Raw genomic sequence first — 25,687 nt, 5'->3', positions numbered from 1 at the left:
AGCATGGCTACAATTTTTTTTCAAAATTTACCAAAACTTATGTTGACTAAATTTATGTATAGTATATCTTTAGTCTTAGAAGTAAAACAACTGTGGTGCAAAATACATGTGTTACACCCAATACGCATACGCCATGACAGCAAAATTTTATTTTCAAAGGAATACGATATGCCAGTACAGCTAATCCATTGTGCATTACCGCCAAAAGCACCTCTGTATCTTATGGCAATCAAGGCGGGGTTCCCCTCCCCGGCGGATGACTATGTTGAAAAGACACTGGACTTACATGAACACCTGATACGCCATCCCGCAGCCACATTCTTTGTACGTGTTTCAGGCGATTCTATGGCACCCCTCATTATTCATGGTGACATCCTGGTGGTGGACAGGGCTCTGACCCCATCCAGTGGCAGCATTGTCATTGCTGCAGTAAATGGTGAGCTTACCGTAAAGCGTCTTGTTATGCACAACGGCAGCACCATGCTTGTTCCCGACAACCAATCGTACCAGCCAATTGCTCTGACCCCGGAGGTTGACTGCACACTGTGGGGAGTGGTGGTCCATATCATCCGTACGGTGGGCTAACTATGTGGTACGCGCTGGTTGACTGCAACAACTTCTACGCTTCGTGCGAAAAGGTGTGTAATCCCGCGCTTGCAAGGCGCCCGGTGGTGGTGCTGTCAAACAACGATGGCAATGTCATAGCGCGCTGCCCGCTGGCAAAGGCGCTTGGCATAGAAATGGGGGCGCCATTTCATCAGTGTAAGGAGACACTTGAGCGTCACCAGGTTGCAGTGTTTTCGTCAAACTACGCATTGTATGCTGATATGTCGCGCCGTGTCATGGATACATTGTCAACCTGCGCACCGTATGTTGAGGTGTACTCTATTGATGAGGCATTTTTACTGTGCAATGTCCCGCCTGCAGAAGCACAGCAGTATGCGCTTTCCGTCAGGCAAAAGGTTATGCAGTGGACAGGTATCCCTGTTTCGGTGGGTATGGGAGCCACCAAGACGCTTGCCAAGCTTGCAAATCATATTGCAAAAAAGCGCACACAAAGTGGTGTGTTTGTTTTAGCGGGCGATAGTTACTGTCAACCGTTGCTTGAAAAAATTGACATTGCTGAGGTATGGGGCATAGGGAGGCGTTATGCCCGTATGTTACAAAGCCATGGGATATCCAATGTATGGCAGCTTATCAACACCGATGATAGCTTCATAAAAAAGAAGATGACCGTGGTGGGGCTTAGAACTGTGTACGAACTACGCGGTATTCCCTGCATTACCTTTGAGGATGCACCGCCACCCAAAAAAGCCATTGTAAGCTCACGCTCGTTTGGCAGGCCTGTGGAAAGCTTGCATGAACTTGACCAGGCAGCGGCCCATTACAGCGCCATTGCTGCAAACAAACTGCGAAAGCAGCATTGTGCTGCCGGTGCAGTCACCGTAGTTGCATCAACCAATCCGTTTAAGAACGAACCACAGTATTCATGCAGTGCAACGGTTGTCCTTGATGTGCACTCAGCGTACACACCGGATATCATTGTAGCAGCACACACCGCGTTGTGTAGCATATATCGTGAAGGATATCGTTATAAGAAAGTGGGTGTTATGCTCACTGACATTATCCCGTATCAGGAACTATCGCCCACACTTTTTGTTCATATGCACAATTATGAAAAGCGCTACCGGCTCATGCAGGCAGTTGACAGCGTTAACAGAGAGCATGGTCGTGGTACGGTATATTTTGCTTCGGAAGGTGTGGTGCGCCCCTGGTCCATGCGCCGCAAATTTCTTTCACCGCGCTACACCACACACTGGGATGAGATACCGGTAGTTACGTGATGTCGTGAAAAACTCTATGAATGTTGTCATCAATCATCATACGTAACCTTCTAGAATTAAAAACAATAGTATAAACAGATTTTTGTTTTAGAAATACCGTGATACAATTGTTTTATGAAAACTTCGTGCAGTAAAACCTTTCACTATGTGCCATAATTACCATAAACGTCATACTGGCGTAAATATAGTACCATACAAGATAATCACCGTCAAATATATTTACAAAGATTTTGTACTGCATGGATTTTTATCATCCACGTTGTGTATTGGTTTTTTACCTGGTACTATTTTAATTGACACCAAAAGCGTACGTGAATATCTTTTAAATATACTTTACGTAAGGACATTTAAAAATCACCATGATTCACTATGAACACATCCCCAATAATGTGTATGAATACATACAGGAAGTGAAACAGGCATTATATTGTGATACTAACATCATTTTTGCGTACCTGTTTGGTGGGTTAGCTAAAGGTGTTCAAAAGCCTTTGTCAGATATAGATATTGCTACATATGTGCGTGATACAAACAATATTGCAGAGTACACTATGAATCTTTTTTTAACTCTGTCGGATATCTGTCACACATCCGAGATTGATATTGTTATTTTGAATACTGCACCAGAAAGTCTTGTGGGACGTATAATGCACCATAAAATGCTTTTAGTTGACAAAGAACCATTCTTTAGACATACCTTTGAATCGCTGGCATTAAGAAAATATTTTGATTTTGCTATTAAAGAAAAACAGATACTGTACAGGAGGTATAAGATTGGTAGATACGCCTCTGATTCTTCACAAATTGTCGGAGCTTGAAACATATTATAAACAAATCAAGGAATTCCAGCATATTACGTATGATGCATACGTGTCTGATTGGAAAACACAGAGAATAACTTTAAGAATGCAATTGTGAAATACCTTCAAAAAACTACACAATAAGAGGATACTACTATGATCGATGCATCAGCGTTATACATGTTTGCAATAATTGGTTCAGTTTTTTTATGGATTGTACTGTTATTTAAAATAGTGATGAGCCCATTCAGCGAAAAAATAAAATTAAAACTTGTGGGGATACTTTTCATTTTTGCACTGTGCTATATATTTATACCATCCTGGATTGTCAATACGTTTAAGCTCCCCGGCTATGGAGTACCTGCTGCAATTGTCAGTGCGCTTTTTCTTGGGCAGGTTATACTGTATTATCTTATCAATGTAAGTATCAAACGGAATAAAACAATAAAACGCTAAATTGTAATAGGCGATAGTTACCAAGAAATAATCATTTACAGTTTTATCCCTGGTATAATAATTTCCTTGAAATTTCGGTGGAAGGCAAAGAATTTTCAACGTTATGATCATTGATAGAAAATACGATAGGGAAGAAGTAGTATAAAGGATACAATATTATCCTGTCACTGCTATTATTGGTCCACGTCAAAGCGGAAAAACAACTCTTGCCAGGATGCTATCGCCGGATAGTATCTATGATTTAGAAAATCCTGCTGATTTTATGGCATTGGAAAATCCAATTTTACAGCTTGATAGAAAAAATTAGAGGGGGTGTGGCAAACCCTCGTTTTTTATATGATTAAATTATATGTTCAAAATTGAAGGCTTACAGCGCCTGAGTGCTTTGTGAATTTATTGTTTTGTGCAGATATATCGTATAATCATCTCATTTTGATTTAATTTTGTATTTATGTTATAACCAGCCTTTTGTATCATGTTTTCAATAACCCAATCAAAGGTGCTGAATTCTTCTTTGACGTGCATTTCTACTTCTTTAGCAAATTCTTCTCCGGTTTGTTGTTTAAATTGATTAATCCACCGATCAATGTTATGTTCTATTACTTCTATATCACCTGAAAAAATTACATCCTCATAGAATAATCTGCCTCCAGGTTTTGTAATTGATGAAATATTATTCAATGCTACCTGCTTCCAGAAATCCGGCAGGTGGTGTAATGCCATTTTTGTATACACAGCATCAACATTAAGACTATGAACATTTAAACCTAAAAATCCTGAGTGAATATACTCTATATTGTGTATAGCATTGTATTTTTGCCGGGCGTAATCAAGCATTGCTCTGGATATATCAATGTGCAATAAGATTATCTATATCACCAACTATTTCAAAACCTGCATGGCTACCAATATCGTCCAAAACAGTATGGTCATTTTCTTTGAATATACAGTGAACATGCGCATCTAAACTTTCATATATTTTGGATTGCATGGATCTGTTGTATGGTGAAAAAAGCTTTACCGGCCACGGGAAGCAATTTTCAAAACTACATTGCCCTGAAATAGAGATGTCATCTGACTTGATAGCAAGTTTTATTGAATTGAGAGTGAAATAATTTTCTCCAATGCTAACGGAAAAAGAAAAATGAGGGGTCAGAGCCTTGTTTCCACCCAACAAGTAATTAATCTTGACACAACAACACTTGCATTTTAATATTAGCGATAGTTCATAAATCAAGAGGACTATGCAAACCGATATCAAAGCACTAAAACGAAAAGCCAAAGCTCTGCTTTTGTCAAAGGACATCCCTGCCGGAAAAATGGATATTGTGAGGGCAATACTTGCCAATGACCGTATACTTGAAGAAGAGAAATATAATGCCATCATAGATCTTGTTAAAAACTATCCCGATAAGCCTGTAAAACCGGTGGCTCCAGGCAAAGTTGAAGTGAAGGGGGAAGAGTTTAAAACACCTGAGGGATATAACTCAAAGAACACACCCTATATGTACCAGAAGTACAGGCATACCAAACTTTTTAAAAAAAGGCTCCTTGTTCATGCAAATAATAAATTTGGTATTGGGTTTTTACGGCGGCTTGTTCCGTCACAACGCTTGTTAAAGTTTTCCCAGAAATTATTTGAACTGCAGTATTCAATGCGTCAGCGCCTGTATAGGGTGCTCTGTGATATTGTCGATGATCAGTCAATATCTGATCCTAAAATTTTTAATTACTGTGTTGTTCTGTACAATGCTCTTGCATCGTCATGCTTGATTGATAAGCAGTATATTGAGCTCAAATGGACACGGCCTGAGGTGTTTAAGCAGTTACTATCGCCCTATATGGATTCTATGTTAAAACTTTCCCTATGTGATGCTCAGACCAAAGAAGCCATGATTCAATTAATTGACCAGAAATTACGTCAAAGCCAGGATCTTCAAAAGAATGAAACTATGAATAAAAAGAATCTGACCATTGAACAATATATCTATGATTTCATTACCACTCTGCGATGTCTGCTCTATCCTTCTTCCACCAATGAATGCTCACTAACCAATCTTCTTAAAAAAGAGGCTTCGTTGCCATCATTTGAAGCATTTTGTACTGCCTGTGTAGAGGCGCTGGTTTTGTGCAAACCTGTTATGTTATCTGATATAATTACGCTATTTGATATAACAGTTCCAAAGGTTTTGGATACTGAATGGAATTTTGATCACGATGAACTGGTAAAAGCAGGTAAAGATCCCGAATCGTTAAAGAAGAAAGCAAAAGAAGAACTACATAGAAAGCTTGACCCGTACGATGAATTGTACAGGTTTCTTACTTATGCTCCTGAGGGGAAGGAAGTTGCCATTCAGGGATTTGATGATCAGCGTAAAATGGTTGATAAACGCAATGAGGTGTTTGATGATGCATATAATAAAGATATACTCATTGCACTTGAAGGGATGCTTTTGGGTTTTATCAATGAATATGGCGCACTGCTTGATGGCACAACAATATATTTTGAAAACAATAAAAATCACTATGAAGGATGTATATTTACTGAAAATTATTTTTCACATGAATTAGCACGCTTTTCCGAAATACTGTCCGAAATCAATACATTCAGATCCAACAATCCCACATTTCACGTAACTCGCGATGAATTGATAGAAGGTATAAATAAAAAGAAAAAAAGCTTGTATCCTATTGAACGCTTTATGACCGTGATTGGGGATATGTGTTACGATCTTGGGATTGAGTTATTTACTCTGTATAACCGTCACCGCAGGTGGATTTTACGTGGCTCACCAGGCAAAGACGATGCAGTGATGCGCACGGCGTTTTCTGCACATACGTCAGGTTTATCATCACTTGAAGACACAGAAGCGATGCCTGTTCCCTTTTCTGATTGTATCATAACCGGTTTTTCAAAATTGCGGCCGCTGTCAAAACTTTTGTTACACAAGCCGGTAATACATCCCACATTGCGTGATGGTGTGTTCCCTCAGATGGTTGCCTATTGCCTGCAGGTGGCACATGTATGCCTCAATGACAGGCTATATGGCATACTGGATGAACGTACAAAAATAGTATCGCAAATCCGGAGTCTTTCATGAGGATTTTAGTCATTCTTGCCATGCTTTTTTTTACATTGCGCGTTGAGGCAGCACCACGGGTATTGGTGTTCAAATCCTATCATGATAACCTCACCACACTCCTTGATGTATATCATATTCCGTATATCATAAAACGTGCATCAGTAGTAGCGGGCGATAGTTCCCTGTCAGGATTTGATGCTGTGTTTATACCCTGCGGTGTTGAGCAGCCTATTGAGGCAAGTATTCAGGTAATGGCACATGGGCAGCGTATTCAGGGTGTTGCATTAAAAGATGATTATGAGGGTATTGATTATAAGCGATTACATGCACTGCTTCAGGATTTTGTGAAAAGTGGTGGCAGGTTGTATGCTGCAGGTTATTCATACAGGTTTGTTGAAGCATTGGGGTGTTCCCTGTCCTTTTTTAATAATTTCCCACATTATGGCACCAGTGGCAGGATCCACAGCTTTTTAAATGATGATTTTGCTTCATTTGTTATGCGTGATGATATGCAACTTACTGTCAATTATAATGGCTGGGTGGCATTACAAAAAGCTAATGCATCCATACTGGCCAAAGGGTATTTCCCCACTATTGGAGGCGAGCGGGAAGGGCCTGTTGCATTCTTTAAAAAATATGGCAATGGCGTGGTGTATTATTCGGCATACCATACCGGTGAAGATTCACTATACATGCGCTATTTTATTTTCAGAACAGCGTATGGCATGCTGGTTGATGAACTGTTACAGAAAGCGTGGTACTGGGGTCAGAGCATAGCATTATCGGTGGTTGACACGTTTAAAGCGGATGAATATGCCAGAAGTTATACGTGCACACTGCCCCATGGCGCTGTTACCATTTATCTTCCAACTTCTTACCCGGTACAGGTTGATATTTTTGCAGGCAAAAAACTTTTGGGTTCATGGGACAGTGGATTTATAAATGAAATATCATGGTATAACCCTATAACTCAGGATGTTACAGTACGTGTGTATCAGTGTAACAGGGCAGCCTATAAACCTTTTGCACTGGTTATAGCACAGGGTAGGCGCATAATTCCGTATATGCCGCTAGTGCGCCTTAGCATGGGTGCCATTGCTGTCATTGTGCTTTTAGGGTTGACATGGAAGAGGATAAATCCACGGAAATTTACCGGAAAACGCCGCTATTGGTTCAGGGATGGGCATTTTATCCATAGGCAACAATAAATAGCTTATTATATTTCCCCACAACCTCCGGTGGTGTACGTATATGATAAAAAAAGCTTGCAATTGAAGGTATACAATTCATACATATGTATACATTTATTGACACCATATATCAGAGCAGTAAATGTATGGGCACCTCTAAAAACCGGTTTCTTCCGTAATTACTCATATAATAGAAAGCGGTTTTATCCTATTATATTGTGCCCACAAGGGAACATCCTGAAAAACAGTTTTTAGAAGTTCCCTTATATGTCACTATTTTGATTAACCATATATAGTGATTGTCATATAATTGGGAATATTTTTCAAAGGGAGCTATCAATGGGTAAAATTATATCCATTTCCAACCAGAAAGGAGGGGTTGGCAAAACCACAACCGCTGTCAATTTAGCTGCATTTTTAGCAGAAAAAGGGAAACAGGTTCTGGTTGTAGATATTGACCCTCAGGCAAACGCCGGATTTGGCCTTGGTGTCAACGTAGAGGAAATGGAAACAACAGTGTATGAGGTTTTGCTGGGAACCATTCCCGTACAGGAAGCAATTTTCAGGACAACTATCGAAAATCTTTATATAGTCCCTTCCAATATGCATTTAGCTGGGGCTCAAGTTGAACTAATGGATATGGAGGATAAAGAGTATTTATTGAAAAGGGCGCTGGAAAAGGTACGTGATACATTTGATTTTATACTTATCGACTGCCCACCATCATTAGGGATACTCACTTTAAATAGCCTGGTTGCATCGGATTCGGTAATTATTCCGCTGCAGTGTGAATACTATGCACTTGAGGGTTTAAGTCAGCTTCTGAAAATTATTTCCATGGTACAGGATACACTCAATCCTAAGCTGGAAATTGAAGGAGTGCTACTGACCATGTATGACCCGCGCACCAATCTTTCGCAGCAGGTAGTTTCGGATGTAAAACAATTTTTTAAAAATAAAGTGTTTTCAGCAATAATCCCACGTAATGTGCGGCTTTCTGAGGCACCGTCATTTGGCAAGCCCATCAATCTTTATGACAGGACTTCAAGTGGCAGTATGAGCTATGAGCAGTTAGCACATGAATTAATTCAGAATGTGCGATAGCTCATAGTATCCATTACAGGAGCAGACAATGGCAAAAAAAGTTTTAGGCAAAGGATTGGGAGCAATCATCACCACATCACCAACACCGGTGAGTGATTTTGAAAAGGTTTTATTACAGGACAAAGAACGTGTTGTGGATATTCCTATCAATGCAATAATGCCAAATCCTGACCAGCCACGAGTCCATTTTGATGCAGCAGAGATAGCAGGGCTTGCACAATCCATACAGCATGTGGGATTGCTACAGCCAATTATAGTGCGCAAGCAGGGTGAGGAATATTTTATTGTAGCTGGTGAACGCAGATGGCGAGCATGCAAGTTATTGGGAAAGCCAACCATAAAAGCAATTGTCATGAACACAACTGAAGAGCAGAATCTGACGCTGGCTCTTATCGAGAATATTCAACGAACAAACTTAGACCCAATAGAAGAAGCAAAAGCATATAAAATGCTTGCAACACGTTTCAAGCTCAAGCAATCAGAAATAGCTGATCGTGTGGGCAAAGACAGGGCAACGGTTGCCAATATCATGCGCTTGCTTAATCTGCCCGAGCACATGCAGGAAGCGTTACAGGATGGGAGAATTAATGTTGGACATGCAAAATTGCTTTTAGGTGTTTCCGGGGATGAACAGGAGGCATTGTTTGACAGGATAATCCATCAAGGACTGTCGGTGCGTGAAGTTGAAAAAGCAATAGCTGAAGTGCCAAAAAACAGTAGTAAAAAGAAAAAGAAAGCAAAGGATGCCCATATACGGAAACTGGAAGAAGAGCTAATCTCATTTTTAGGCACCCGTGTTGAGATACGCCATTCAGCAGGCAAGGGGCGTATTGAAATAAGTTTTTATTCGCTTGATGATTTTGAACGCATTGTAAGCCTTATAAAAGGTGACAGGTAATTATTCTTCAATATCTATACGAATTTTTTCTACCTTATCAGTTTCAGTATCAAGTATGGCAACAGTATGTTCCTCACCGCGGTACAGGGATCCGGGATTGATGATACGAGTTTTTCCGCTGACGTAATTTTCAAATATGTGTGTATGCCCTTTGATGATGTAATCGTATTTGCCACTGTTAACTGCTTCTCTGAACATGGGGACATTGTTTCCGTGAAACACCATAAAATTCTTGCCATCCAGCGTAAACTGGCATGAATGTTCAACACAGCCAAACCCGCATTCAGATGCAGTTGTGTTTATTTCTTCAACATCAATGTCGCAGTTACCCAGCACAAATCTGCCATCAAAACCTTTAAACAGGGAAATGATTTTAGAGGAGGTAAGATCACCGGCATGGATAATAACAGATATATTGCGTTCTTTGAATATAGCAATTGCCTTTTGAACCAGTTCAATATCATTGTGTGTATCGGATATTAATCCAATCTTCATAAAGCCTCATGGCGTATTAACTGAGTACTGCACCAACCGGCACTGTATCATTAACTTCAATCAAAATGGGTTTGTCATCTTTAGACAATTTTGCTGCCAGTAGCATCCCATGTGATGTTCGTTTAAACAATGTGGCTGGTTTAAGATTTGCCACAACAATAATCTTTTTCCCAACAAGATATTCAGGAGTATAATGAGGGGCAAGCCCTGCAACAATAGTGCGAGTATCTTTGCCCGTATCTATCTGTAATTCAATGAGTTTGTTTGAGCCTTCAACAGCCTGAGCCTGTAATACTTTTGCAATACGTAGTTCAACCTTCATAAAATCCTTAATGTCAATAAGGCCTTCTGTTTCTTCCATAGGTTTTTCCTCTTTTTTTGCTTTTTGTGATGCTTTATCATTTTCTTTTTCTAATCGTGGGAACAGTATGCCTGGATTATCAATTATGCTGCCTTCGGTAAGTGCCTTTAAGTTGACAAGTTGCTCAACCGGATACTGTTGAGGAGCCTTGAGTGATTTAATGATGACAGGTGATTTGGTGATGCACACCGGTGCAAGGAGGTATGCTATTGCATAGATTCCTTCTAACAGGTTCCTCAGAAGCGACTGAAGTTGCCTGATGTCCCCATCTTTGGCTAACTGCCATGGTTTGTGTTCATCAATATATTTGTTGCAATAGCGTATAAAATCCCACAATCGTTCAAGCGCCAGGTTAAACTGGAAGCCATCAATATAATCAAAATAATGGTTCATTGCATCATTCAATGCCTTCTGCATATCTGTTCTTCCTGCGGGGCTATCGCTATGAAATGGTGGCACTTTAGCATCACAGTACTTATGCACCATGTTAAAGGTACGGTTTATTAAATTACCCAAATCATTGGCAAGGTCATAGTTAATACGATTAATTATGGCCTCTTCTGAAAATTTTGCATCAAGTCCAAACGTCATTTCCCGTAAAAAGAAATATCGGATTTCGTCATTGCCATATTTTTCTAATAGTTGTGATGGTGTTACCACGTTGCCCAATGACTTTGACATTTTTGCAGCTTCCATATTCCAGTAGCCATGGACATTGAGGTGGTGGTAAGGCTCAATGCCTGCAGCTTTCAGCATGGTTGGCCAGAATACACCATGGGGTTTAACAATATCCTTTGCAATAATATGGTTGGATACAGGCCAGAATTTTTTAAAAAGGTCACTATCGGGATACCCAATAGCGCTGATATAATTAATGAGTGCATCAAACCACACATACGTTACAAAGTTATTGTCAAAAGGTAGCGGTATACCCCATGAAAGACGGGCCCTGGGGCGTGAAATGCATAAATCCTCAAGCGCCTCACCTTCAAGCATTGCAAGAACTTCATTTTTATAGCGCTCGGGCCTAATGAAGTTTGGATGTTCATTAATATAATCAATCAGCCATTGCTGATATTTGCTCATTTTAAAAAAGTAATTGTCTTCTTTAATATATTCCAGAGGTTTTTGATGGTCGGGACATTTGCCATCAACCATCTCCTTTTCGGTAAAGTAGCGCTCGCAGCCAAAACAGTAAAAACCGCCATAGCTTCCAAAGTAGATATCGCCATTATCATACACTTTTTGCAATACGTACTGTACCACTTTTTTATGACGTTCTTCGGTAGTGCGGATAAAATCATTAAACTCAATCCCCATTGCTTGCCACTGTGCTTTAAAAATGGCACTGATTTTATCAGTATATTCCTGTGGATTTGCATTGTTCTGCATGGCAGCTTTGACTATCTTGTCACCATGTTCATCAGTGCCGGTTAAAAAGAAGGTTTCATAGCCTCGCATTTTATACAGGCGATTGACAAAATCAGCCACTATGGTAGTATAAGCATGGCCTATGTGTGGTTCAGCGTTAACATAGTAAATAGGCGTGGTAACATAAAAGCGCTTTTCCATTGATTATACCTCTTCAGTAACAACTTCCAGTGAATGTTTTAATTTTTCAATTGCAGTATCGCTCAATACAAATGTCCCATTTATATTGCTAATTTCATCTCTATGAATGGCAACAGTATTGGAGTCATGCCTCAGTATCAATGATTCTTTTAAGCTATCAATTGCTTCTACCACAAAAGGAATATTATTAACAGTAAACTGAAAACCCGGACTTGGTAGTGATTCATTAATCTCACGATAAATATGGTATTCATATCCAAGACAACATAGCAACCTTCCGCACATACCGGAAATTTTCAGCGAGTGCAAATTCATATTTTGATCTTTAGCCATTTTGATAGAAACTGGTTCAAATTCTTCTTTGAGGTTAACACAGCACAGTTGCCTGCCACAAGTTCCATACCCTCCGCACATGCGCGCTTCATCACGCACGCCAATCTGACGCATCTCAATGCGTGTTCTGAACACCGCAGCTAAATCCCGCACCAGTTCCCTGAAGTCAATACGCCCGTCAGCCACAAAATAGAAGATAATCTTGGTTTTATCAAAAAGGCTTTTGACCATGACAAGTTTCATCTCTAATTTTTTTTCAATGATTTTTTCCTTGCACACCGCAAAAGCCCTATCTTCAAGTGCCTCAATTTGAGGCAAAAGGTTTAAATCTTCCTGTGTGGCAAGGCGTACAAGCTTCCCTCCCACTTTTATTGAATCGTCGGGCAGGGAAGTAAGTTTCTTAAAAACCCTGCCAATATCTATACCATGTTCCGTTTCTACTACACACAGGGAATTACGACGAACAAAAAGATTGTTTGTATATACATAATAAACTTGCTGGCTGCATCTAAGTTTTACGCCTGTTATATCCATAGGTAAACCTGCTTAAAAAAAATTATTGAGTAAAACATAAAGAGTATAGCATGCCTTTCAGTGCCATTCTAATATTAATATTGTGGGAAATACCCTTTCGCAGTTCAAGTAATATTTTAATAATTTCTACAGCATGCATTTGGTCAAGTGCGCTGTGTAGCCAGGGCAATCTGTTTTTAGTGCAGTGCAGTCTGAATATATTAATCAAAAGGTCAATTGTTCTGTATGCACCAATTTCCTGTAGTATGGGCGATAGATCATGGGAAAAAACTTCTGGCTGGCATATAAAGTTAGCTATAGCGCTGTATGCTTCTTTAAGCTGCGAAAAGAGATCCTCACGAGCAAGGGTCAGAGCATAGGATGCAGACCCTCCTGCAACAGGGATGATGGCATCATACATTTGCCTGTCAATGCCACTTTTTTGCAGGATGGACACGAGGTCGCTATCGCTTAGAGGATGAAAGACATATTCCGTAACACGAGAATGTATGGTTGGCAGCAGTTGATTGCGTTCGGAGCTAATAAGGATAATAAACGTATGTGCTGGCGGTTCTTCAACGGTTTTAAGCAATGCATTTTGCGACTGAATGTTCATACAATGGGCATCATTGATGATGACGACTCGTTTTTGATTAAGGGAGGCTAAATTCACGCGACCAATTAGCCATCGTATACTTCCCTGCTGTTCGTCGCTGCCAATGGGGATGTTCCCTTTCTCATTGGGTTCAATTATGATAACGTCGGGGTGCGTTGCATGATCTATCTGCCTGCATGAAGGACAGACACCGCACGCGTTGCCACTGGCACACAGCATTGTTTTGGCCAATGTAACTGCACAAAGTTTTTTGCCAATACCTTCCAGCCCTGAAAATAGCATTGAATGAGGAAGGATGTTATTGCTGGCAGCGTGCAAAATAATAGATTGCTGAACAGTATTGCCTAAAATTTGTGTCATGGTTTTAGTGGGTAAGGTCCAGGATTAACCCTCTGATCTCATCAAAGGTTTTTAATATATCAAAAGCTTTGTTGTTTGTTATATAGGCTTTTGTAATCTCTTCAAGCTTATTCTGTATTTGCTGTATAACCACAAAATCAGCACGATCACGGCGTTTTCGTTGTAACGTGTTTACCACATATTCTTCGCTTACCAGGATTTTTAGTATACGCTGAACCAGTGCCTTGTACCGCTGCATGTTGTACAATGAGGGATCGGCCATAAATTTTTTTTCCTGGTCTTTTAGATCTTCAAGAAGTTCATCTAAGGTTTCAGGCAGCGAAAATTCAAGAGTTCCCTCAAAGGTGGATCTGAATGTTGAATGGAGGCCTGCGGATTTGGTGCCTTTTTTACGTTTAACAATTTTTTGTTCTTCTTTCTTGGGGTTTGGGGGTACTATCTCAATCATGTCATTCCTGCCTCTTGTTTATAGTGCAGTTACCCTCAAAAATAACACCATCTTCCATAATAAGGCTTGGCGTTATGACATTGCCATGTATGGTACCGGTTGACAGCATAATCACCCGCTCCGTGGCATAGATATTGCCTTTCACAGTGCCGCCTATCACCACCACGCGTGCCTTGATGTCGGTTATGGCTTCGCCTGTTTGCCCAATAAGCACCTTACCATCAGTGGCGATAGTTCCCTTGAATTTACCATCTATACGCAGTAATCCGTTAATGTTAAATTCGCCTTTGAATTCAGAACCTTCGCCTATGATACTGTTAACAATATTGTCTTCGATATTAAATTTATTTGTCCGTGCCATATTCCTATTATTTATCACTATAATATTTATGAGCACCTCTAAAAACCGCTTTCATCAGTACGGATGCACTAAAAAGAAAGCGGTCTTGTCCTATATATTGTGCCCACAAAGGAACTTCCGTAAAAACAGTTTCCATAAGTTCCCTAATTTTTTACACATTACTTTGTTTATGCAGGATACACTACAAAATAACAGGTTAAAAAACAAGTATTATTTATGGGCACATCTAAAAACTGCTTTCCTCCAAAATTATTCATAAATTAGAAAGCAGTTTTAACGTATATATTGTGGCCACAAGGGAACATCCAAAAAAAACAGTTTTTAGAAGTTCCCTTATGGGCACGTCAAAAAAACTGCTTTCTTCAGAAATTATTCACATAATAGAAAGCAGTTTTAACATATATATTGTGGCCACAAGGGAACATCCAAAAAAAACAGTTTTTAGAAGTTCCCTTATTATCAAATAATGAACATCGGGCCATCTCAAAGCAAACCGTGGAGTTCACAATGACGAGAGTGCAATGTCATTGCGAGTGTAGCGCTTGCGCTGAGCATGTCAAAGTGAAGCAATCTCAATGCCGTAAAAAGCAAGATTGCTTCGTCACTTCGTTCCTCGCAATGACGCGGGTGCAAAGTAATTGAAATGAGGTATCTTTTTAGCACATCCTCATGGTGAGGGTATTACCCATTCTAATGTGACATAAAATTTTTGTGCCAGGTTTATATTTATCGGAAAAAATTTTAAATTTTTTACTAAAAAAAGCTTGCAAAATTTATAATTACTTATAATATAAATCCAACGGAATAGTCTGCCCAAAAATCAAGGAGGAAAGCATGAGAAAAACAATTTTAAAACTCCTGGAATATGGTTGGCCGGACAGGATAATTGCCAGCTACCTTATGATTAAGCCTGCCATTGTCAAGTATTATAGACGAAAGTACCGCATTTCCCGCAACGAATACCAGGGATTTTATTAATATCTTTGATCTTTTCACATCGCTCGTAATAAAAAAGTAGAGGGGAAGAGGGTTCCCCTCTAAAGAGAATTTGGAGGTTCGCCAATCATTAAATTGGAGGAAAGTATAGCACCAAAAAAAATTTTGTTGCTTACTTGTCAAGAATATTTATAGCTTATATCGGCAAAAAAAACAAAAAAATTTTGTATTAATCCTTTAAAAAATTCCTTTATTCATGTCTATATAATGTATAGTGTATATTATTTCTTTATTGTGCAGTTTTATTCTTTGCTTTTCCCACACGATGAAAAGTGACTCCATTCTGTTTGCTATGTGTTAATTATTACCTGTGTACTCCATATACTCTGTATGATATCACAAAATATTTTGTGTTAAAAAGACCGAATGGTATGGATATAATTTTTAAAGGTTAAAAAAATTTTGTTATATACCACATGTTGTGTAAAAAGAGGGTTTTGTTTTTCAATTTATTATAATTGAATAACATGTAAATAAGTGATATTAATAAAACAGTACATGCATCATTGTTGTAATTACGGTTGTATAAAGAAATATTCACGATTGCGAATATGAATGATAAATGTCACTATGCAGATAAATGCCCAATTTTTACGGGTATTTTACAGGATATGGTTGTAACCACAAAAGTTTTTAAATCTCTGTATTGTGAAGGTATTGAGGGACGTAATCAGTGCAAACGGTTTCAATGTATGCAGAAATATGGTTATGTGCCAGATACAGTATTGCCCAATTCAGTTCAAACTTTAGAGGATATTGCTAAAGAATATCATTTGCGTTAAAACTACTATACAGTATCTCAAATAATCTTGACACATAGTAAGCTTTTCTGGTATATATGCCTATGTACGGTATGCGTGCTCTCCTAGCTCAATGGATAGAGCGTCGGCCTCCGGAGCCGTGCGTCTGGGTTCGATTCCCGGGGAGAGCGCATATTTTTCTATGTAAACGATTGCGCACACAATAGAAGTCAGTGATACAAAAATTTTATTGTGCATACGGTATTTCTTACCAGTAACTATCGCCACCCTTTTTTAGATGGTACATCTATATGCTCAGGTTTACACACATCATTGAAAAATATTTTTTAGTATGGGTTGTTCTCTTATCTATATGCGGGTATTATTTCCCTTTGGCGTTTAAACCTCTGGTAAACTACATACCGCTTTTTTTAGGAATAATCATGTTTGGAATGGGCATAACCTTAAAGCCTTCTGACTTTGTTGTGGTGGTAAAATACCCAATGGCTCTAGTTACCGGTGTGGTGGCGCAGTTTATTATCATGCCGCTTGTTGCCTGGCTTTTGTGCATGCTTTTTCATCTGCCGCCGCTGCTTGCCATTGGTGTGATTCTGGTTGGCACATGCCCTGGAGGAACCGCCTCCAATGTTATTACATACTTAGCAAAGGGCGATGTAGCGCTTTCGGTTGGGATGACTACTGCAAGCACTATGCTTTCACCTGCTCTGACCCCTCTGTTAACGTATCTTCTTGCCGGGCGGTGGGTGCCGGTTCCACTTATTTCCATGGTTGTTTCTATTGTACAGGTTATTATCGTGCCGGTAGCACTGGGTATTATGGTGCGGTTTCTTTTAAAAAAATATATTGACCATGTGGTAATGGTGCTTCCTTCGGTATCAGTTGTGGCGATAGTTACTATTATAGCAGGAATCACTGCGGCAAATGCTCATAGCCTGCATACAGTGGGATGTATTACCATACTTGTGGTAATGCTGCATAATGTGGCAGGGTTTGCGTTAGGGTATGGTGCCGCTACTGTAATGGGATTTGATAAAAGGGTACGTAAAACTATTGCTATTGAAGTGGGTATGCAGAATTCGGGGCTTGCGGTGTCACTTGCTATTGTACATTTTGAAGCATTAGCTGCACTGCCCGGAGCAATTTTTAGTATATGGCACAATATTTCGGGTTCGCTTGCTGCATGGTGGTGGCAAAGAAGGTAGCTTACATATGATCTATATAGTTTTGCCTGTTGATACAATACTGGTGAGCTACAGGGTAATTTTCTAAGAATATTGATGGAATTTTCACCTTTTGTTTATTCCATTTAATTTCAAATGCATCAAATTGGCCATTTTCTTCTTCAACATAATCAATTTCATGTTTTTGCTGAGTTCGCCAGAAATATATGTTTTTATTTGCCATTGAGTTATATAAAAATTTAAGTCTTTCTGCAATAAAGAAGTTTTCCCATAATGCCCCTGTATCCGTTCTCAATTCAAGTGAATTAAAATTATTAATTAATGCATTCCGTATGCCAGTATCCCAGAAATATATTTTTTTTAGTTTTTTTATTTCATTCCGCAAGTTACGGCTTAATGGAGGTAGTTTAAAGATGATAAATGCTTGTTCCAGTATTCTAATGTAGTTTGCTACTGTGTTTTTATCAATACCAAGCAAAGAAGATAATTCATTATACGATACTTCATTGCTAATTTGCAAAGCTAATGCCTGTAATAGCTTTTCAAGAATTTCGGGATTTTTTATCTGCTGATATTGCAGCACATCTTTGTATGAGTAACTAAAAGCAAGATTTTTTAAAAGTATTATAGTATTTTCCTTGTTCAGTACTATATCAGGATACATACCATATATCATAAATTGTGGCAGTAGACGGTCCATCTCCAAGCGGGAATAAATAGAGTGCAATTCTTGTATTGAAAAAGGGAATAGTCTGAATTCAATTTTTCTGCCTGTTAAGGGTTGTGATATAGTGCTGGCTAATTCAAATGATGATGAACCCGTAGCTATGATTTGAATTTCCGGAAAATTATCTATGAGTAGCTTTAGTGTAACTCCTATATCTTTCACCATCTGTGCTTCATCAATTATTACTAATTTTTTCTGCCCAATGATATATTTTAGTTCTGTGGATGTTCTATTGTGAAGTAAATTTCTTATATCAGGTTCATCACAATTGAGGTACAGTGCACTATCCTGATATTTTTGCATTATTGATTTAACCAGAGTAGTTTTACCAACCTGTCGGGCACCATAAATAAGAATTATTTTGTTTTTGAATAAAAATTTTTCAATTTGATCCTGAATAGTGCGTTTTAATACCATTTATTCACCAAATATATGTAAATTATAGTGAATCTATTCACAATATTTTATTATAATTTAGTGAATTGATAGGAAAAAGTCAAGTGGAAAAGCTATTGGTAGGGTAAATTTTTATGATAGTGTAATATGGGAATATATCCAGTATTAAACTTCATTATAATCTATGTATTGACATTTAAACCCAGTTACTATATTATAAGATGTAATAATACATGGAGGGAGTACTCTAGTATTTTTTACATTATTACACATGAAAAGATAGGGTTATAAAGGGGCCATAAGGATAAACAGTGGGATTATGTCCATAGTGGAGTGTTTCATTGTAAATAACAAAACTACTTATATTAGGAGTTACAGTAGAATTGAATTATGAATCAAATGAAAAGCCAGTAAAGGCTACTTTACAATAACAGTAAGAGTAAAATAAATTTTTCTAAGGGAGAAAACCATGAAAAAGAAAATTCTTATTACTGATGACATTGCTCCCGAAGGGTTGCAGCTTTTACAGAGCAACCCTGATTTTGATATAGTATACAAGCCAGGTTTAGATAGTGATACCCTGAAAAAGCACGTAGCTGGTGCTCATGCCCTTATTATTCGATCAGCTACCCATGTTACAGCTGATATCATTGAAGAAGCTAAAGCATTAGAAATCATTGCCCGTGCTGGCATTGGTGTTGATAATGTGGATGTTGAAGCTGCCACGGCCAAAGGTATTATTGTTACCAATGCTCCAGGTGGGAATACCATTTCCACTGCTGAGTTTGCTCTATCGCTTATATGTTCAATTGCCCGCACTATACCACAGGCAGATGCATCAATGAAAAAGCAACTATGGGAAAAGAAGAAATTTGAAGGAGTTGAACTGCGACGTAAAGTTATAGGCATTATAGGATTGGGTCGGGTAGGGGCAGAGTTAGCTAAATTGTGTAAGGCTTTGGGGATGCAGGTAGTGGGATTTGATCCTTATCTAGCAAAAGAAAAATTAGCAGCTATGGATATAGACATTGCTGATTTAGAAACAATATGGAAAAAAGCTGACTTTATCAGCGTTCATACACCATTAACCGACGAAACAAAAAACCTCATTAATGCTGATGTTATAAAAAAATTAAAACCAACAGTGCGTATTGTAAACTGTGCACGGGGAGGCATTGTTAATGAACAGGATTTATACAAAGCATTGAAAGAAAAGCGAATAGCGGGTGCAGCATTAGATGTGTTCACTCAGGAACCACCTGAAAATCTGCCGCCATTCCATGAGCTTGATAACGTTATCCTCACACCTCATTTAGGTGCATATACGTATGAAGCTCAGGTGTCAGTTGCCATTGAGGCAGCGCAAACCGTCATCGATTACTTTACAAAGGGTGTGATTCATGACAGTGTCAATTATCCATCAGTTGATATGCAGCAGTATGATTTCCTCAAGCCATTTATTAATCTGGCAGAGCGCATGGGGAAATTTCAGGCAATCATGTTAGCTGGCAAGGTGCGTTCAGTTCAGCTGTATTATTCTGGAGAGTTTGGTAAATATAGCAGGGAACCGTTGACAGCAGCATACCTTAAAGGCTTACTATCGCCCTATATTGACAGGCCAATAAATTATGTCAATGCTACAATGATAGCAGCAGAACGTGGCATTAAGGTACATGTTGGTGAAAGTACGCAATCCGGTGATTGGGCTCACCTTGTGCAAGCTAAGGCTGAAGGTGGTACGCTTAGCAATGAACTGTGGGGAACGGTTATTGCAAAGCAGCCGTGGGTGGTACGCTGTGATGAATATCTTATTGATTTTATACCTTCCGGGAAAATGCTTGTTATGCACAACAATGATGTTCCCAATGTTATTGGTGCAATAGGGATGTTTTTGGGTAAAAATCATATAAATATTGCCAACCTGCATCTGGCACGAACGCGCCGTGGCGGTAAGGCGCTGGTGATACTGGAAATAGATGAGGATATCCAGCAGGCAGTGCTTGAAAACCTTGCACAGTTACCTGAAATTCTTGATGTTAACTATGTTGTTGTGTAACTATGACTGAGTCAACGTTTATACCAGCGGTATTCTTTACGCTTTTCTTTGTGGTGGATCCATTAGGCCTTATCCCCGTATTTGTGGCATACTTAGCACCGTATGACGCATCGTATCGCAAAAAGGTTATTGTGAAATCCACGGCCATATCAATTATTGTTTCACTCTTTTTCATTTTCAGTGCTCATATTTTTTTGCGCTTTATAGGTATAACGCCTGGTGCATTTATGATTGCAGGGGGAATACTTTTATTTGTGATTGCCATGGACATGTTGCTTGCACGGCCACGGCGAACGCAAAAGCTTGACGATAAAGAATATGAGGCTGACACTGATATTGCCGTGTTTCCGCTTGCTATTCCCTTTTTATGTGGTCCGGGAAATATTGCAGCACTACTCATGTTTAGCTCGCAGGCGCAGGGTGATGTTATAAAGCTTGCCATAATATCGGTTATATCAGCGGTTACATTCCTTATTGCCATGGTTGTCATGGCACTTGCTGGCAGGCTACAGCATATGCTTGGTCAAACGGGGATTTCTGTGATTCACAAACTGATGGGGCTTATCCTTTCGGCAATGGCAGTTCAGTTTATTATCAATGGACTATCGCAAATTAATATTATTGGGCGATAGTTACTGTGCAAAAGCTTTTAATTGCTTTCCTCATTGTGAAAAAAATCATAGATCTTTTGAGCAACTGTTACAGGGATCTTTGCTTTTTGTGCAATAGTTTCTGCATTTGATTGTTTGATGTGTTCTATGGTGTCAAAGCTTTGCAATAGCTTTTTTTTGTAATGAGGACCAACACCGCTTATATAATCAAGCACAGACGCAGTCATTTGCCTGTCACGAAGGTTGCGGTGATAGGTTATAGCAAAGCGATGAGCTTCATCACGGATGGCCTGCAGTAGTTTCAATGCAGGTGATGTCTTAGGAAGTTGCAGGGGGTTGCCCTGTGGGAGGTGAATTTCTTCTAACCGTTTTGCAAGTGCTATAACGGGGACAGAGCACTCTAACGCTTCCATCACCTCACGGGCACGGGTAAGTTGCCCCTTTCCGCCATCAATGACAAGCAGGTCAGGAAGGGGTAATCCTTCATTTAAAAGGTGTTGCAAGCGCCTTCCCACAACCTCGTGAATCATTCCGGGATCGTCTGGCCTGGAATAGGCGCGGATGCGGTAGCGTCGGTATTCCTTTTTGTTTGGCATCCCGTCAGTAAAATGCACCATAGAGGCAACAGAAAAAGCGCCTTGAATGTTTGATATATCAAAACATTCTATATCCATGGGAAGTGCTGGGAGTTTTAACACTTCCTGTAGTTCAAATAGAGCTTTTTGCCAGCCTGGAGCAATCTTTTGAGCTATGGCCAGATCTAAATTCTTATGAAGCATTTGCATAACAGCTTTTTCATGGTCAGTTCTGGGAGTAATGGTGTGTACAGGCTGTGAGGTTTTAGAGCTTAAATACTCTTCAACTATATTCCTGTCTTCAATCATGTCAGGAATGACAATGGTTTGTGGTGGTTCATTGGTAGCATAGTATTCAACAATAAACTGTGCAATAAGTGAAGAGCGGCTGGTGTACTCAGCATTATTATACACAAAGATACGTTTGCCTGTCAGGCTGCCATGCCTGAACTGGAAAATCAGAATGTACGCTTCATCCTTGTGGGTGGTAATGCCAATATAATCCTGATTTTGCCCTAATGGTGTGACAACATGCTGTGTTTGCAGCATCTTCTGAATGTCAAATATCATGTCGCGTACCTGAGCTGCGCTTTCAAAACGCATTGCCTGTGAATATGAATTCATAAGCGCCGTAAGATTTTCAAGCACCGGGTCAATAGTGCCATCCAAAAATTGCATTACAGTGTCTATCACGCTGCGATATTCATCTTCAGTAACAATACCGGTACATACACCCTGACATCGTCCCATCTGATGATTAAGACATGGCCTTTCATGCGGCTTTAAGGGTATATCTTTGGTGCATGTTTTTAGTTTAAATGTTTTATTGAGCAGTGCCACTGTCTTTCGTGCAGCATGGGCATCAGTGTAGGGTCCATAGTATCTATCGCCATTATGAAAAATCCTGCGAGTAAAAATCACCCGCGGGAATTTTTCATGCAGCGTAATAGCAATGTACGGAAAACGCTTATCATCTTTCTGCTGTATGTTATATTTTGGTTTGTGTTTCTTTATTAATGAGCTTTCTAATAGCAGGGCTTCAATTTCACTTTGAGTAACAATATAGTCAATATCAGTTATATGCATAACAAGTACACGTGTTTTTGCATCTAAATTTTTCTGAAAGTACGAAGCAACCCGTTTCTTTAATGATGAAGCTTTGCCAATATAGATAATCTCTTTTTTTTGATTAATAAAAAGATATACACCGGGTTTTAATGGCAGGTTCTTTATTTTCTGTTCAAGAAGGTTTTTCATTTACTGCAAAGTATTATTGTATTGCTTTTATTTTTTCAATATAGCGCAAGACAAGTTCATTGTCAGGGTTTAGTTCTCTGGCATTTTCAAAGTATTGTAGTGCATCATGAAACTGCCTTTTTTTTGCTAAACACACTCCAGCATTAAAATAACTTGCAAAGCTTTGAGGTTTATACAGTATGGTCACAGTAAAACAAGCCAGGGCTTCATCCAGCTTCCCTTCTTTCAGCAATCCAACACCTTTTTTAAAAATGTCTGTAAGTGTTTCTTCTTTAATTGTGTGTAACATCTGGTCACTGTGTTTCATCTTTTCCACAAGGCTGTTAAATGATGTGGCGATAGTTTTGAGTTCATTATCAATGCTGTCATTAAGGGAAATGTCTAAAGTGCCCGTTGCAATGCTTTGAATACTGTGCGATAGTTCCTGTATAAGTGACTTTGTGCGGTAGGACTGAATGATTGATATACCAACAATAATAATAATGGTTGTGGCAATAACGATGGCAATAGTTTGCATTAATGTTTTTATAAGTGCATCATGTTTTTGTTGTAAGATTGCAATATTGGGTGCAAGCCACTGTATAATTAAACACTGTGTTTTTTTATTACCATGAAGCGGAATATAACTTTCTATATAGGTAATGGTGCCTTGTTTTTCTATTGCCGGATTAATGGTAACATACGCAAGACCTTTGCGTATTAAGAACTCCTGTGATGTATCTACACGGGTTAAATTTTTTATCTGTGGTTTTCCTTTAATAACTGTTGTTACCGTATAGTTCCTGTCATCATCAGTTGGCTTCACAATATAAGCGGTATACACTGAGATATTGTTTTTAACAGCCATAAATAGTTTATCTTCATGAGTATTGTTGTCAATATTTGCTTTATTTAAAAAATTATATAGTACCATGCTCATGGATTCAATATGTTCAATGGTTGCTCTGTGTGCATAATCAAGTGAGGTTGTATAGATCCGGGAAATAGTTCTAATTGTTATAAAGCTTACTGCAATTATACAAAATGAGATAGTTACTATTATCAATAGTGGGAAGTGTTTGGAAAAACTGACTGTAAAAAATTTTTTCATGATATTGGCACTTTATCACTGTTTTGCATGAGGAATATATATGGTAAAAGTGCTGCCTTTGCCCCGTTCACTGTCAAGTGCAATGTTTCCACCATGAAGTTCTACAAAACGCTTGCATATAGCAAGCCCAAGACCCGTTCCGGTTTCACCACGGGTACCATTGGTATGGAAAATGGTATATGGATCCAGAATACTTTTTTTTAATTCTTCGTCAATTCCCATGCCGTTATCTTTAACATTGATCAGTATACCATTATTGCTGGAAACCGCAGAAACTTCTATTGTACCGTTTTCAGTAAACTTAATTGCATTGCTTATAAGATTGTTTAGTACCTGCATAATTTTAATTTTATCAATTGTGATAATAGGATTGTCAGGTTTTTGTGTATATACAATTTCATTATTTTTTTCCTTGGCAAGGGTTGAAAAATTTTCAATTGTTGATTCTATAACTGTGTTAATATCAACATCCTCATAGTTTAAATGTAAAATACCTAATTCAATTTTTGAAATATCCAGCAATTCATTAACCAGTGAATATAAATTTTCTGCAATTTCACCTATGATGTGAAGGTAGCGAATATACTGTTGAGGGAAATCGTCTTTTTTTGTAAGATATTTAACATAAGCACCAATGGTAGCAAGTGGTGAACGAAGGTCATGCGATACTACTGATATAAATTCATTCTTTAAGTTATTGAGTTTTTTCAATTCTTCAATATATCGTTCGTTTTCTCGCCTGAGTTTAATGGTTAATGCTGCACGTTTTATGGTTAACTTAAGTGTTTCTATATCAAATGGCTTTTGTATAAAATCATAAGCGCCCAACTTTATTGATTGTATAGCTGTATCAACTGAAGCATAACCGGTTATGACTATAATAAGGACATTAAGGCCTGCCTGCTGAATATATTCCATTATCTGAAAGCCGCTTTTTTGTGGCATATTGAGGTCTGTTAAAATTATATCAAATGGCTGTTGTGAAAGAAATTCTATTGCCTTATCAGGTTGTGTGGTTGCGGTAACAGCATAACCTTCTCTCTGGATGACAGCGGCTAATCTGTTACAGATTTTTTCTTCATCATCCACAATTAAAATTGTAATTTGATTGGTTGGCATATTAAAATTGTGACATGGATCTTGTTTCCATGTCAAGCTAAATGTTAGTGGTTGTATTAGCTGTTGAGCAAAGAAGTTTTTACAAAAAGTATTTAATGCAGTTAAATGAGCGTTATGATATTTTCTTCTTTAGCACAACGGATACAATATCGTTTCCCTTTATGGTTTTTTGGATCAGGAATATAATAATGATTTAATTGGTTAATCTGGCAACCACATTTGTCGCATTTCATAAGCGTTTCTCCTGCATAAAGTATGTTACAGTACATATTTCGGTAAAAGAGTATTTTAAAAGCAGTAATTATTATTAAAAAACACTAATTATTCCTAAATTTGGAAATTTGAATAAAGTATAATATAGGGGGTGTCCCAAAAGACACCTCTTTTTTTAAAAAAATTAATTTACAAGCAATTAATGCGACATAAAATTGTCGCATGAAAAAACAACGAAAACCAACAATACCAGTATTTAAGGAATACCATC

26 protein-coding genes and 1 tRNA gene are annotated in these 25,687 nt (G+C 38.6%); 14 read left to right on the top strand and 13 right to left on the bottom strand.

Going from position 1 to position 25,687, the window contains the following annotated elements; genetic code table 11:
- Positions 1-3 precede the first annotated feature (3 nt).
- The 4 genes from umuD to AB1444_11080 all read left to right on the top strand — a co-directional run bounded on the left by umuD (position 4) and on the right by AB1444_11080 (position 3,100).
- Positions 4-585 (top strand): translesion error-prone DNA polymerase V autoproteolytic subunit, encoded by a 582-nt coding sequence (gene umuD / locus AB1444_11095; protein MEW6527202.1) that lies wholly within the window; start codon positions 4-6, stop codon positions 583-585.
- 2 nt (positions 586-587) lie between these two features.
- Positions 588-1,844, top strand: coding sequence for a Y-family DNA polymerase (locus AB1444_11090; GenBank protein ID MEW6527201.1), 1,257 nt, complete (start codon positions 588-590; stop codon positions 1,842-1,844).
- A 359-nt stretch (positions 1,845-2,203) separates the two neighbouring features.
- Positions 2,204-2,662 carry a nucleotidyltransferase domain-containing protein gene (locus tag AB1444_11085; GenBank protein ID MEW6527200.1) on the top strand — a complete coding sequence of 153 codons (459 nt, stop codon included), beginning with the start codon at positions 2,204-2,206 and terminating at the stop codon, positions 2,660-2,662.
- A 138-nt stretch (positions 2,663-2,800) separates the two neighbouring features.
- Positions 2,801-3,100 (top strand): hypothetical protein, encoded by a 300-nt coding sequence (locus tag AB1444_11080; protein ID MEW6527199.1) that lies wholly within the window; start codon positions 2,801-2,803, stop codon positions 3,098-3,100.
- A gap of 393 nt (positions 3,101-3,493) precedes the next feature.
- On the opposite strand, the gene AB1444_11075 is transcribed toward AB1444_11080, so the two are convergent.
- Together AB1444_11075 and AB1444_11070 are read right to left on the bottom strand one after the other, a co-directional pair.
- Entirely contained in the window at positions 3,494-3,961 is a 468-nt protein-coding gene (locus AB1444_11075) for a class I SAM-dependent methyltransferase (GenBank protein MEW6527198.1), read from the bottom strand.
- Positions 3,951-4,274, bottom strand: a complete 324-nt coding sequence (locus tag AB1444_11070; GenBank protein MEW6527197.1) for a hypothetical protein — start codon at positions 4,272-4,274, stop codon at positions 3,951-3,953. Before AB1444_11070 ends, AB1444_11075 begins: the two co-directional genes overlap by 11 nt.
- A gap of 70 nt (positions 4,275-4,344) precedes the next feature.
- Here AB1444_11070 and AB1444_11065 point away from each other — a divergent pair, with 70 nt between their 5' ends.
- From AB1444_11065 to AB1444_11050, 4 genes are all read left to right on the top strand, one after another.
- Positions 4,345-6,201 (top strand): hypothetical protein, encoded by a 1,857-nt coding sequence (locus AB1444_11065; GenBank protein ID MEW6527196.1) that lies wholly within the window; start codon positions 4,345-4,347, stop codon positions 6,199-6,201.
- Complete coding sequence (locus tag AB1444_11060) at positions 6,198-7,391, top strand: hypothetical protein (protein ID MEW6527195.1); 1,194 nt, start codon at positions 6,198-6,200, stop codon at positions 7,389-7,391. Before AB1444_11065 ends, AB1444_11060 begins: the two co-directional genes overlap by 4 nt.
- 321 nt (positions 7,392-7,712) lie before the next feature.
- The gene (locus tag AB1444_11055) at positions 7,713-8,477 is read left to right on the top strand and encodes an AAA family ATPase (protein ID MEW6527194.1); all 765 of its coding nucleotides are present in this window, start codon (positions 7,713-7,715) and stop codon (positions 8,475-8,477) included.
- A 28-nt stretch (positions 8,478-8,505) separates the two neighbouring features.
- Positions 8,506-9,375 (top strand): ParB/RepB/Spo0J family partition protein, encoded by an 870-nt coding sequence (locus AB1444_11050; GenBank protein MEW6527193.1) that lies wholly within the window; start codon positions 8,506-8,508, stop codon positions 9,373-9,375.
- Here the strand turns inward: AB1444_11050 and AB1444_11045 are convergent, their stop codons facing one another.
- The 6 genes from AB1444_11045 to AB1444_11020 are packed head-to-tail and all read right to left on the bottom strand — an operon-like array spanning position 9,376 to position 14,434.
- On the bottom strand, positions 9,376-9,870 hold the full coding sequence (locus tag AB1444_11045; protein MEW6527192.1) for a YfcE family phosphodiesterase: 495 nt from the start codon (positions 9,868-9,870) through the stop codon (positions 9,376-9,378).
- A gap of 16 nt (positions 9,871-9,886) precedes the next feature.
- Positions 9,887-11,803, bottom strand: a complete 1,917-nt coding sequence (metG, locus tag AB1444_11040) for a methionine--tRNA ligase (GenBank protein MEW6527191.1) — start codon at positions 11,801-11,803, stop codon at positions 9,887-9,889.
- 3 nt (positions 11,804-11,806) lie between these two features.
- Positions 11,807-12,670: a regulatory iron-sulfur-containing complex subunit RicT gene (gene ricT / locus AB1444_11035; protein ID MEW6527190.1), complete on the bottom strand. Its 864-nt coding sequence runs from the start codon at positions 12,668-12,670 to the stop codon at positions 11,807-11,809.
- A gap of 22 nt (positions 12,671-12,692) precedes the next feature.
- The gene (locus AB1444_11030; protein MEW6527189.1) at positions 12,693-13,625 is read right to left on the bottom strand and encodes a hypothetical protein; all 933 of its coding nucleotides are present in this window, start codon (positions 13,623-13,625) and stop codon (positions 12,693-12,695) included.
- A 4-nt stretch (positions 13,626-13,629) separates the two neighbouring features.
- Positions 13,630-14,073 carry a DUF327 family protein gene (locus AB1444_11025; GenBank protein ID MEW6527188.1) on the bottom strand — a complete coding sequence of 148 codons (444 nt, stop codon included), beginning with the start codon at positions 14,071-14,073 and terminating at the stop codon, positions 13,630-13,632.
- 1 nt (position 14,074) lies between these two features.
- Positions 14,075-14,434, bottom strand: a complete 360-nt coding sequence (locus AB1444_11020; protein ID MEW6527187.1) for a polymer-forming cytoskeletal protein — start codon at positions 14,432-14,434, stop codon at positions 14,075-14,077.
- A gap of 834 nt (positions 14,435-15,268) precedes the next feature.
- Between AB1444_11020 and AB1444_11015 the strand changes: the two genes are divergently transcribed.
- The 4 genes from AB1444_11015 to AB1444_11000 all read left to right on the top strand — a co-directional run bounded on the left by AB1444_11015 (position 15,269) and on the right by AB1444_11000 (position 17,393).
- Positions 15,269-15,412: a hypothetical protein gene (locus AB1444_11015; protein ID MEW6527186.1), complete on the top strand. Its 144-nt coding sequence runs from the start codon at positions 15,269-15,271 to the stop codon at positions 15,410-15,412.
- A 569-nt stretch (positions 15,413-15,981) separates the two neighbouring features.
- Positions 15,982-16,212: a hypothetical protein gene (locus AB1444_11010; protein ID MEW6527185.1), complete on the top strand. Its 231-nt coding sequence runs from the start codon at positions 15,982-15,984 to the stop codon at positions 16,210-16,212.
- A gap of 77 nt (positions 16,213-16,289) precedes the next feature.
- A tRNA-Arg gene (locus AB1444_11005) sits at positions 16,290-16,361 on the top strand.
- 120 nt (positions 16,362-16,481) lie between these two features.
- Entirely contained in the window at positions 16,482-17,393 is a 912-nt protein-coding gene (locus AB1444_11000) for a bile acid:sodium symporter family protein (GenBank protein ID MEW6527184.1), read from the top strand.
- A 1-nt stretch (position 17,394) separates the two neighbouring features.
- Here the strand turns inward: AB1444_11000 and AB1444_10995 are convergent, their stop codons facing one another.
- A complete protein-coding gene (locus tag AB1444_10995) occupies positions 17,395-18,516 on the bottom strand; it encodes an ATP-binding protein (GenBank protein MEW6527183.1) in 1,122 nt (373 codons plus the stop codon).
- A 448-nt stretch (positions 18,517-18,964) separates the two neighbouring features.
- Between AB1444_10995 and serA the strand changes: the two genes are divergently transcribed.
- A complete protein-coding gene (serA, locus tag AB1444_10990) occupies positions 18,965-20,551 on the top strand; it encodes a phosphoglycerate dehydrogenase (protein MEW6527182.1) in 1,587 nt (528 codons plus the stop codon).
- Positions 20,552-20,553: 2 nt separating this feature from the next.
- Complete coding sequence (locus AB1444_10985; protein MEW6527181.1) at positions 20,554-21,183, top strand: MarC family protein; 630 nt, start codon at positions 20,554-20,556, stop codon at positions 21,181-21,183.
- 17 nt (positions 21,184-21,200) lie between these two features.
- On the opposite strand, the gene uvrC is transcribed toward AB1444_10985, so the two are convergent.
- From uvrC to AB1444_10965, 4 genes are all read right to left on the bottom strand, one after another.
- Positions 21,201-22,994: an excinuclease ABC subunit UvrC gene (gene uvrC, locus AB1444_10980; GenBank protein MEW6527180.1), complete on the bottom strand. Its 1,794-nt coding sequence runs from the start codon at positions 22,992-22,994 to the stop codon at positions 21,201-21,203.
- 13 nt (positions 22,995-23,007) lie between these two features.
- Positions 23,008-24,084, bottom strand: a complete 1,077-nt coding sequence (locus tag AB1444_10975) for a tetratricopeptide repeat protein (GenBank protein MEW6527179.1) — start codon at positions 24,082-24,084, stop codon at positions 23,008-23,010.
- A gap of 15 nt (positions 24,085-24,099) precedes the next feature.
- Complete coding sequence (locus AB1444_10970) at positions 24,100-25,203, bottom strand: hybrid sensor histidine kinase/response regulator (GenBank protein MEW6527178.1); 1,104 nt, start codon at positions 25,201-25,203, stop codon at positions 24,100-24,102.
- A gap of 101 nt (positions 25,204-25,304) precedes the next feature.
- The gene (locus AB1444_10965; protein MEW6527177.1) at positions 25,305-25,436 is read right to left on the bottom strand and encodes a hypothetical protein; all 132 of its coding nucleotides are present in this window, start codon (positions 25,434-25,436) and stop codon (positions 25,305-25,307) included.
- Between the last annotated feature and the right edge of the window lie 251 nt (positions 25,437-25,687).

The organism is Spirochaetota bacterium, from assembly GCA_040756435.1.
Classification (GTDB): domain Bacteria; phylum Spirochaetota; class UBA4802; order UBA4802; family UB4802; genus UBA4802.
This window is presented reverse-complemented; position numbering and strand designations above follow the sequence as displayed.

Coding starts and splice junctions, on each gene's coding strand:
- umuD (MEW6527202.1), top strand. CDS start 4: ATGGCTACAATTTTTTTTCAAAATTTACCAAAACTTATGTTGACTAAA.
- AB1444_11090 (MEW6527201.1), top strand. CDS start 588: ATGTGGTACGCGCTGGTTGACTGCAACAACTTCTACGCTTCGTGCGAA.
- AB1444_11085 (MEW6527200.1), top strand. CDS start 2,204: ATGATTCACTATGAACACATCCCCAATAATGTGTATGAATACATACAG.
- AB1444_11080 (MEW6527199.1), top strand. CDS start 2,801: ATGATCGATGCATCAGCGTTATACATGTTTGCAATAATTGGTTCAGTT.
- AB1444_11065 (MEW6527196.1), top strand. CDS start 4,345: ATGCAAACCGATATCAAAGCACTAAAACGAAAAGCCAAAGCTCTGCTT.
- AB1444_11060 (MEW6527195.1), top strand. CDS start 6,198: ATGAGGATTTTAGTCATTCTTGCCATGCTTTTTTTTACATTGCGCGTT.
- AB1444_11055 (MEW6527194.1), top strand. CDS start 7,713: ATGGGTAAAATTATATCCATTTCCAACCAGAAAGGAGGGGTTGGCAAA.
- AB1444_11050 (MEW6527193.1), top strand. CDS start 8,506: ATGGCAAAAAAAGTTTTAGGCAAAGGATTGGGAGCAATCATCACCACA.
- AB1444_11045 (MEW6527192.1), bottom strand. CDS start 9,870: ATGAAGATTGGATTAATATCCGATACACACAATGATATTGAACTGGTT.
- metG (MEW6527191.1), bottom strand. CDS start 11,803: ATGGAAAAGCGCTTTTATGTTACCACGCCTATTTACTATGTTAACGCT.
- ricT (MEW6527190.1), bottom strand. CDS start 12,670: ATGGATATAACAGGCGTAAAACTTAGATGCAGCCAGCAAGTTTATTAT.
- AB1444_11030 (MEW6527189.1), bottom strand. CDS start 13,625: ATGACACAAATTTTAGGCAATACTGTTCAGCAATCTATTATTTTGCAC.
- AB1444_11025 (MEW6527188.1), bottom strand. CDS start 14,073: ATGATTGAGATAGTACCCCCAAACCCCAAGAAAGAAGAACAAAAAATT.
- AB1444_11020 (MEW6527187.1), bottom strand. CDS start 14,434: ATGGCACGGACAAATAAATTTAATATCGAAGACAATATTGTTAACAGT.
- AB1444_11015 (MEW6527186.1), top strand. CDS start 15,269: ATGAGAAAAACAATTTTAAAACTCCTGGAATATGGTTGGCCGGACAGG.
- AB1444_11010 (MEW6527185.1), top strand. CDS start 15,982: ATGAATGATAAATGTCACTATGCAGATAAATGCCCAATTTTTACGGGT.
- AB1444_11000 (MEW6527184.1), top strand. CDS start 16,482: ATGCTCAGGTTTACACACATCATTGAAAAATATTTTTTAGTATGGGTT.
- AB1444_10995 (MEW6527183.1), bottom strand. CDS start 18,516: ATGGTATTAAAACGCACTATTCAGGATCAAATTGAAAAATTTTTATTC.
- serA (MEW6527182.1), top strand. CDS start 18,965: ATGAAAAAGAAAATTCTTATTACTGATGACATTGCTCCCGAAGGGTTG.
- AB1444_10985 (MEW6527181.1), top strand. CDS start 20,554: ATGACTGAGTCAACGTTTATACCAGCGGTATTCTTTACGCTTTTCTTT.
- uvrC (MEW6527180.1), bottom strand. CDS start 22,994: ATGAAAAACCTTCTTGAACAGAAAATAAAGAACCTGCCATTAAAACCC.
- AB1444_10975 (MEW6527179.1), bottom strand. CDS start 24,084: ATGAAAAAATTTTTTACAGTCAGTTTTTCCAAACACTTCCCACTATTG.
- AB1444_10970 (MEW6527178.1), bottom strand. CDS start 25,203: ATGCCAACCAATCAAATTACAATTTTAATTGTGGATGATGAAGAAAAA.
- AB1444_10965 (MEW6527177.1), bottom strand. CDS start 25,436: ATGAAATGCGACAAATGTGGTTGCCAGATTAACCAATTAAATCATTAT.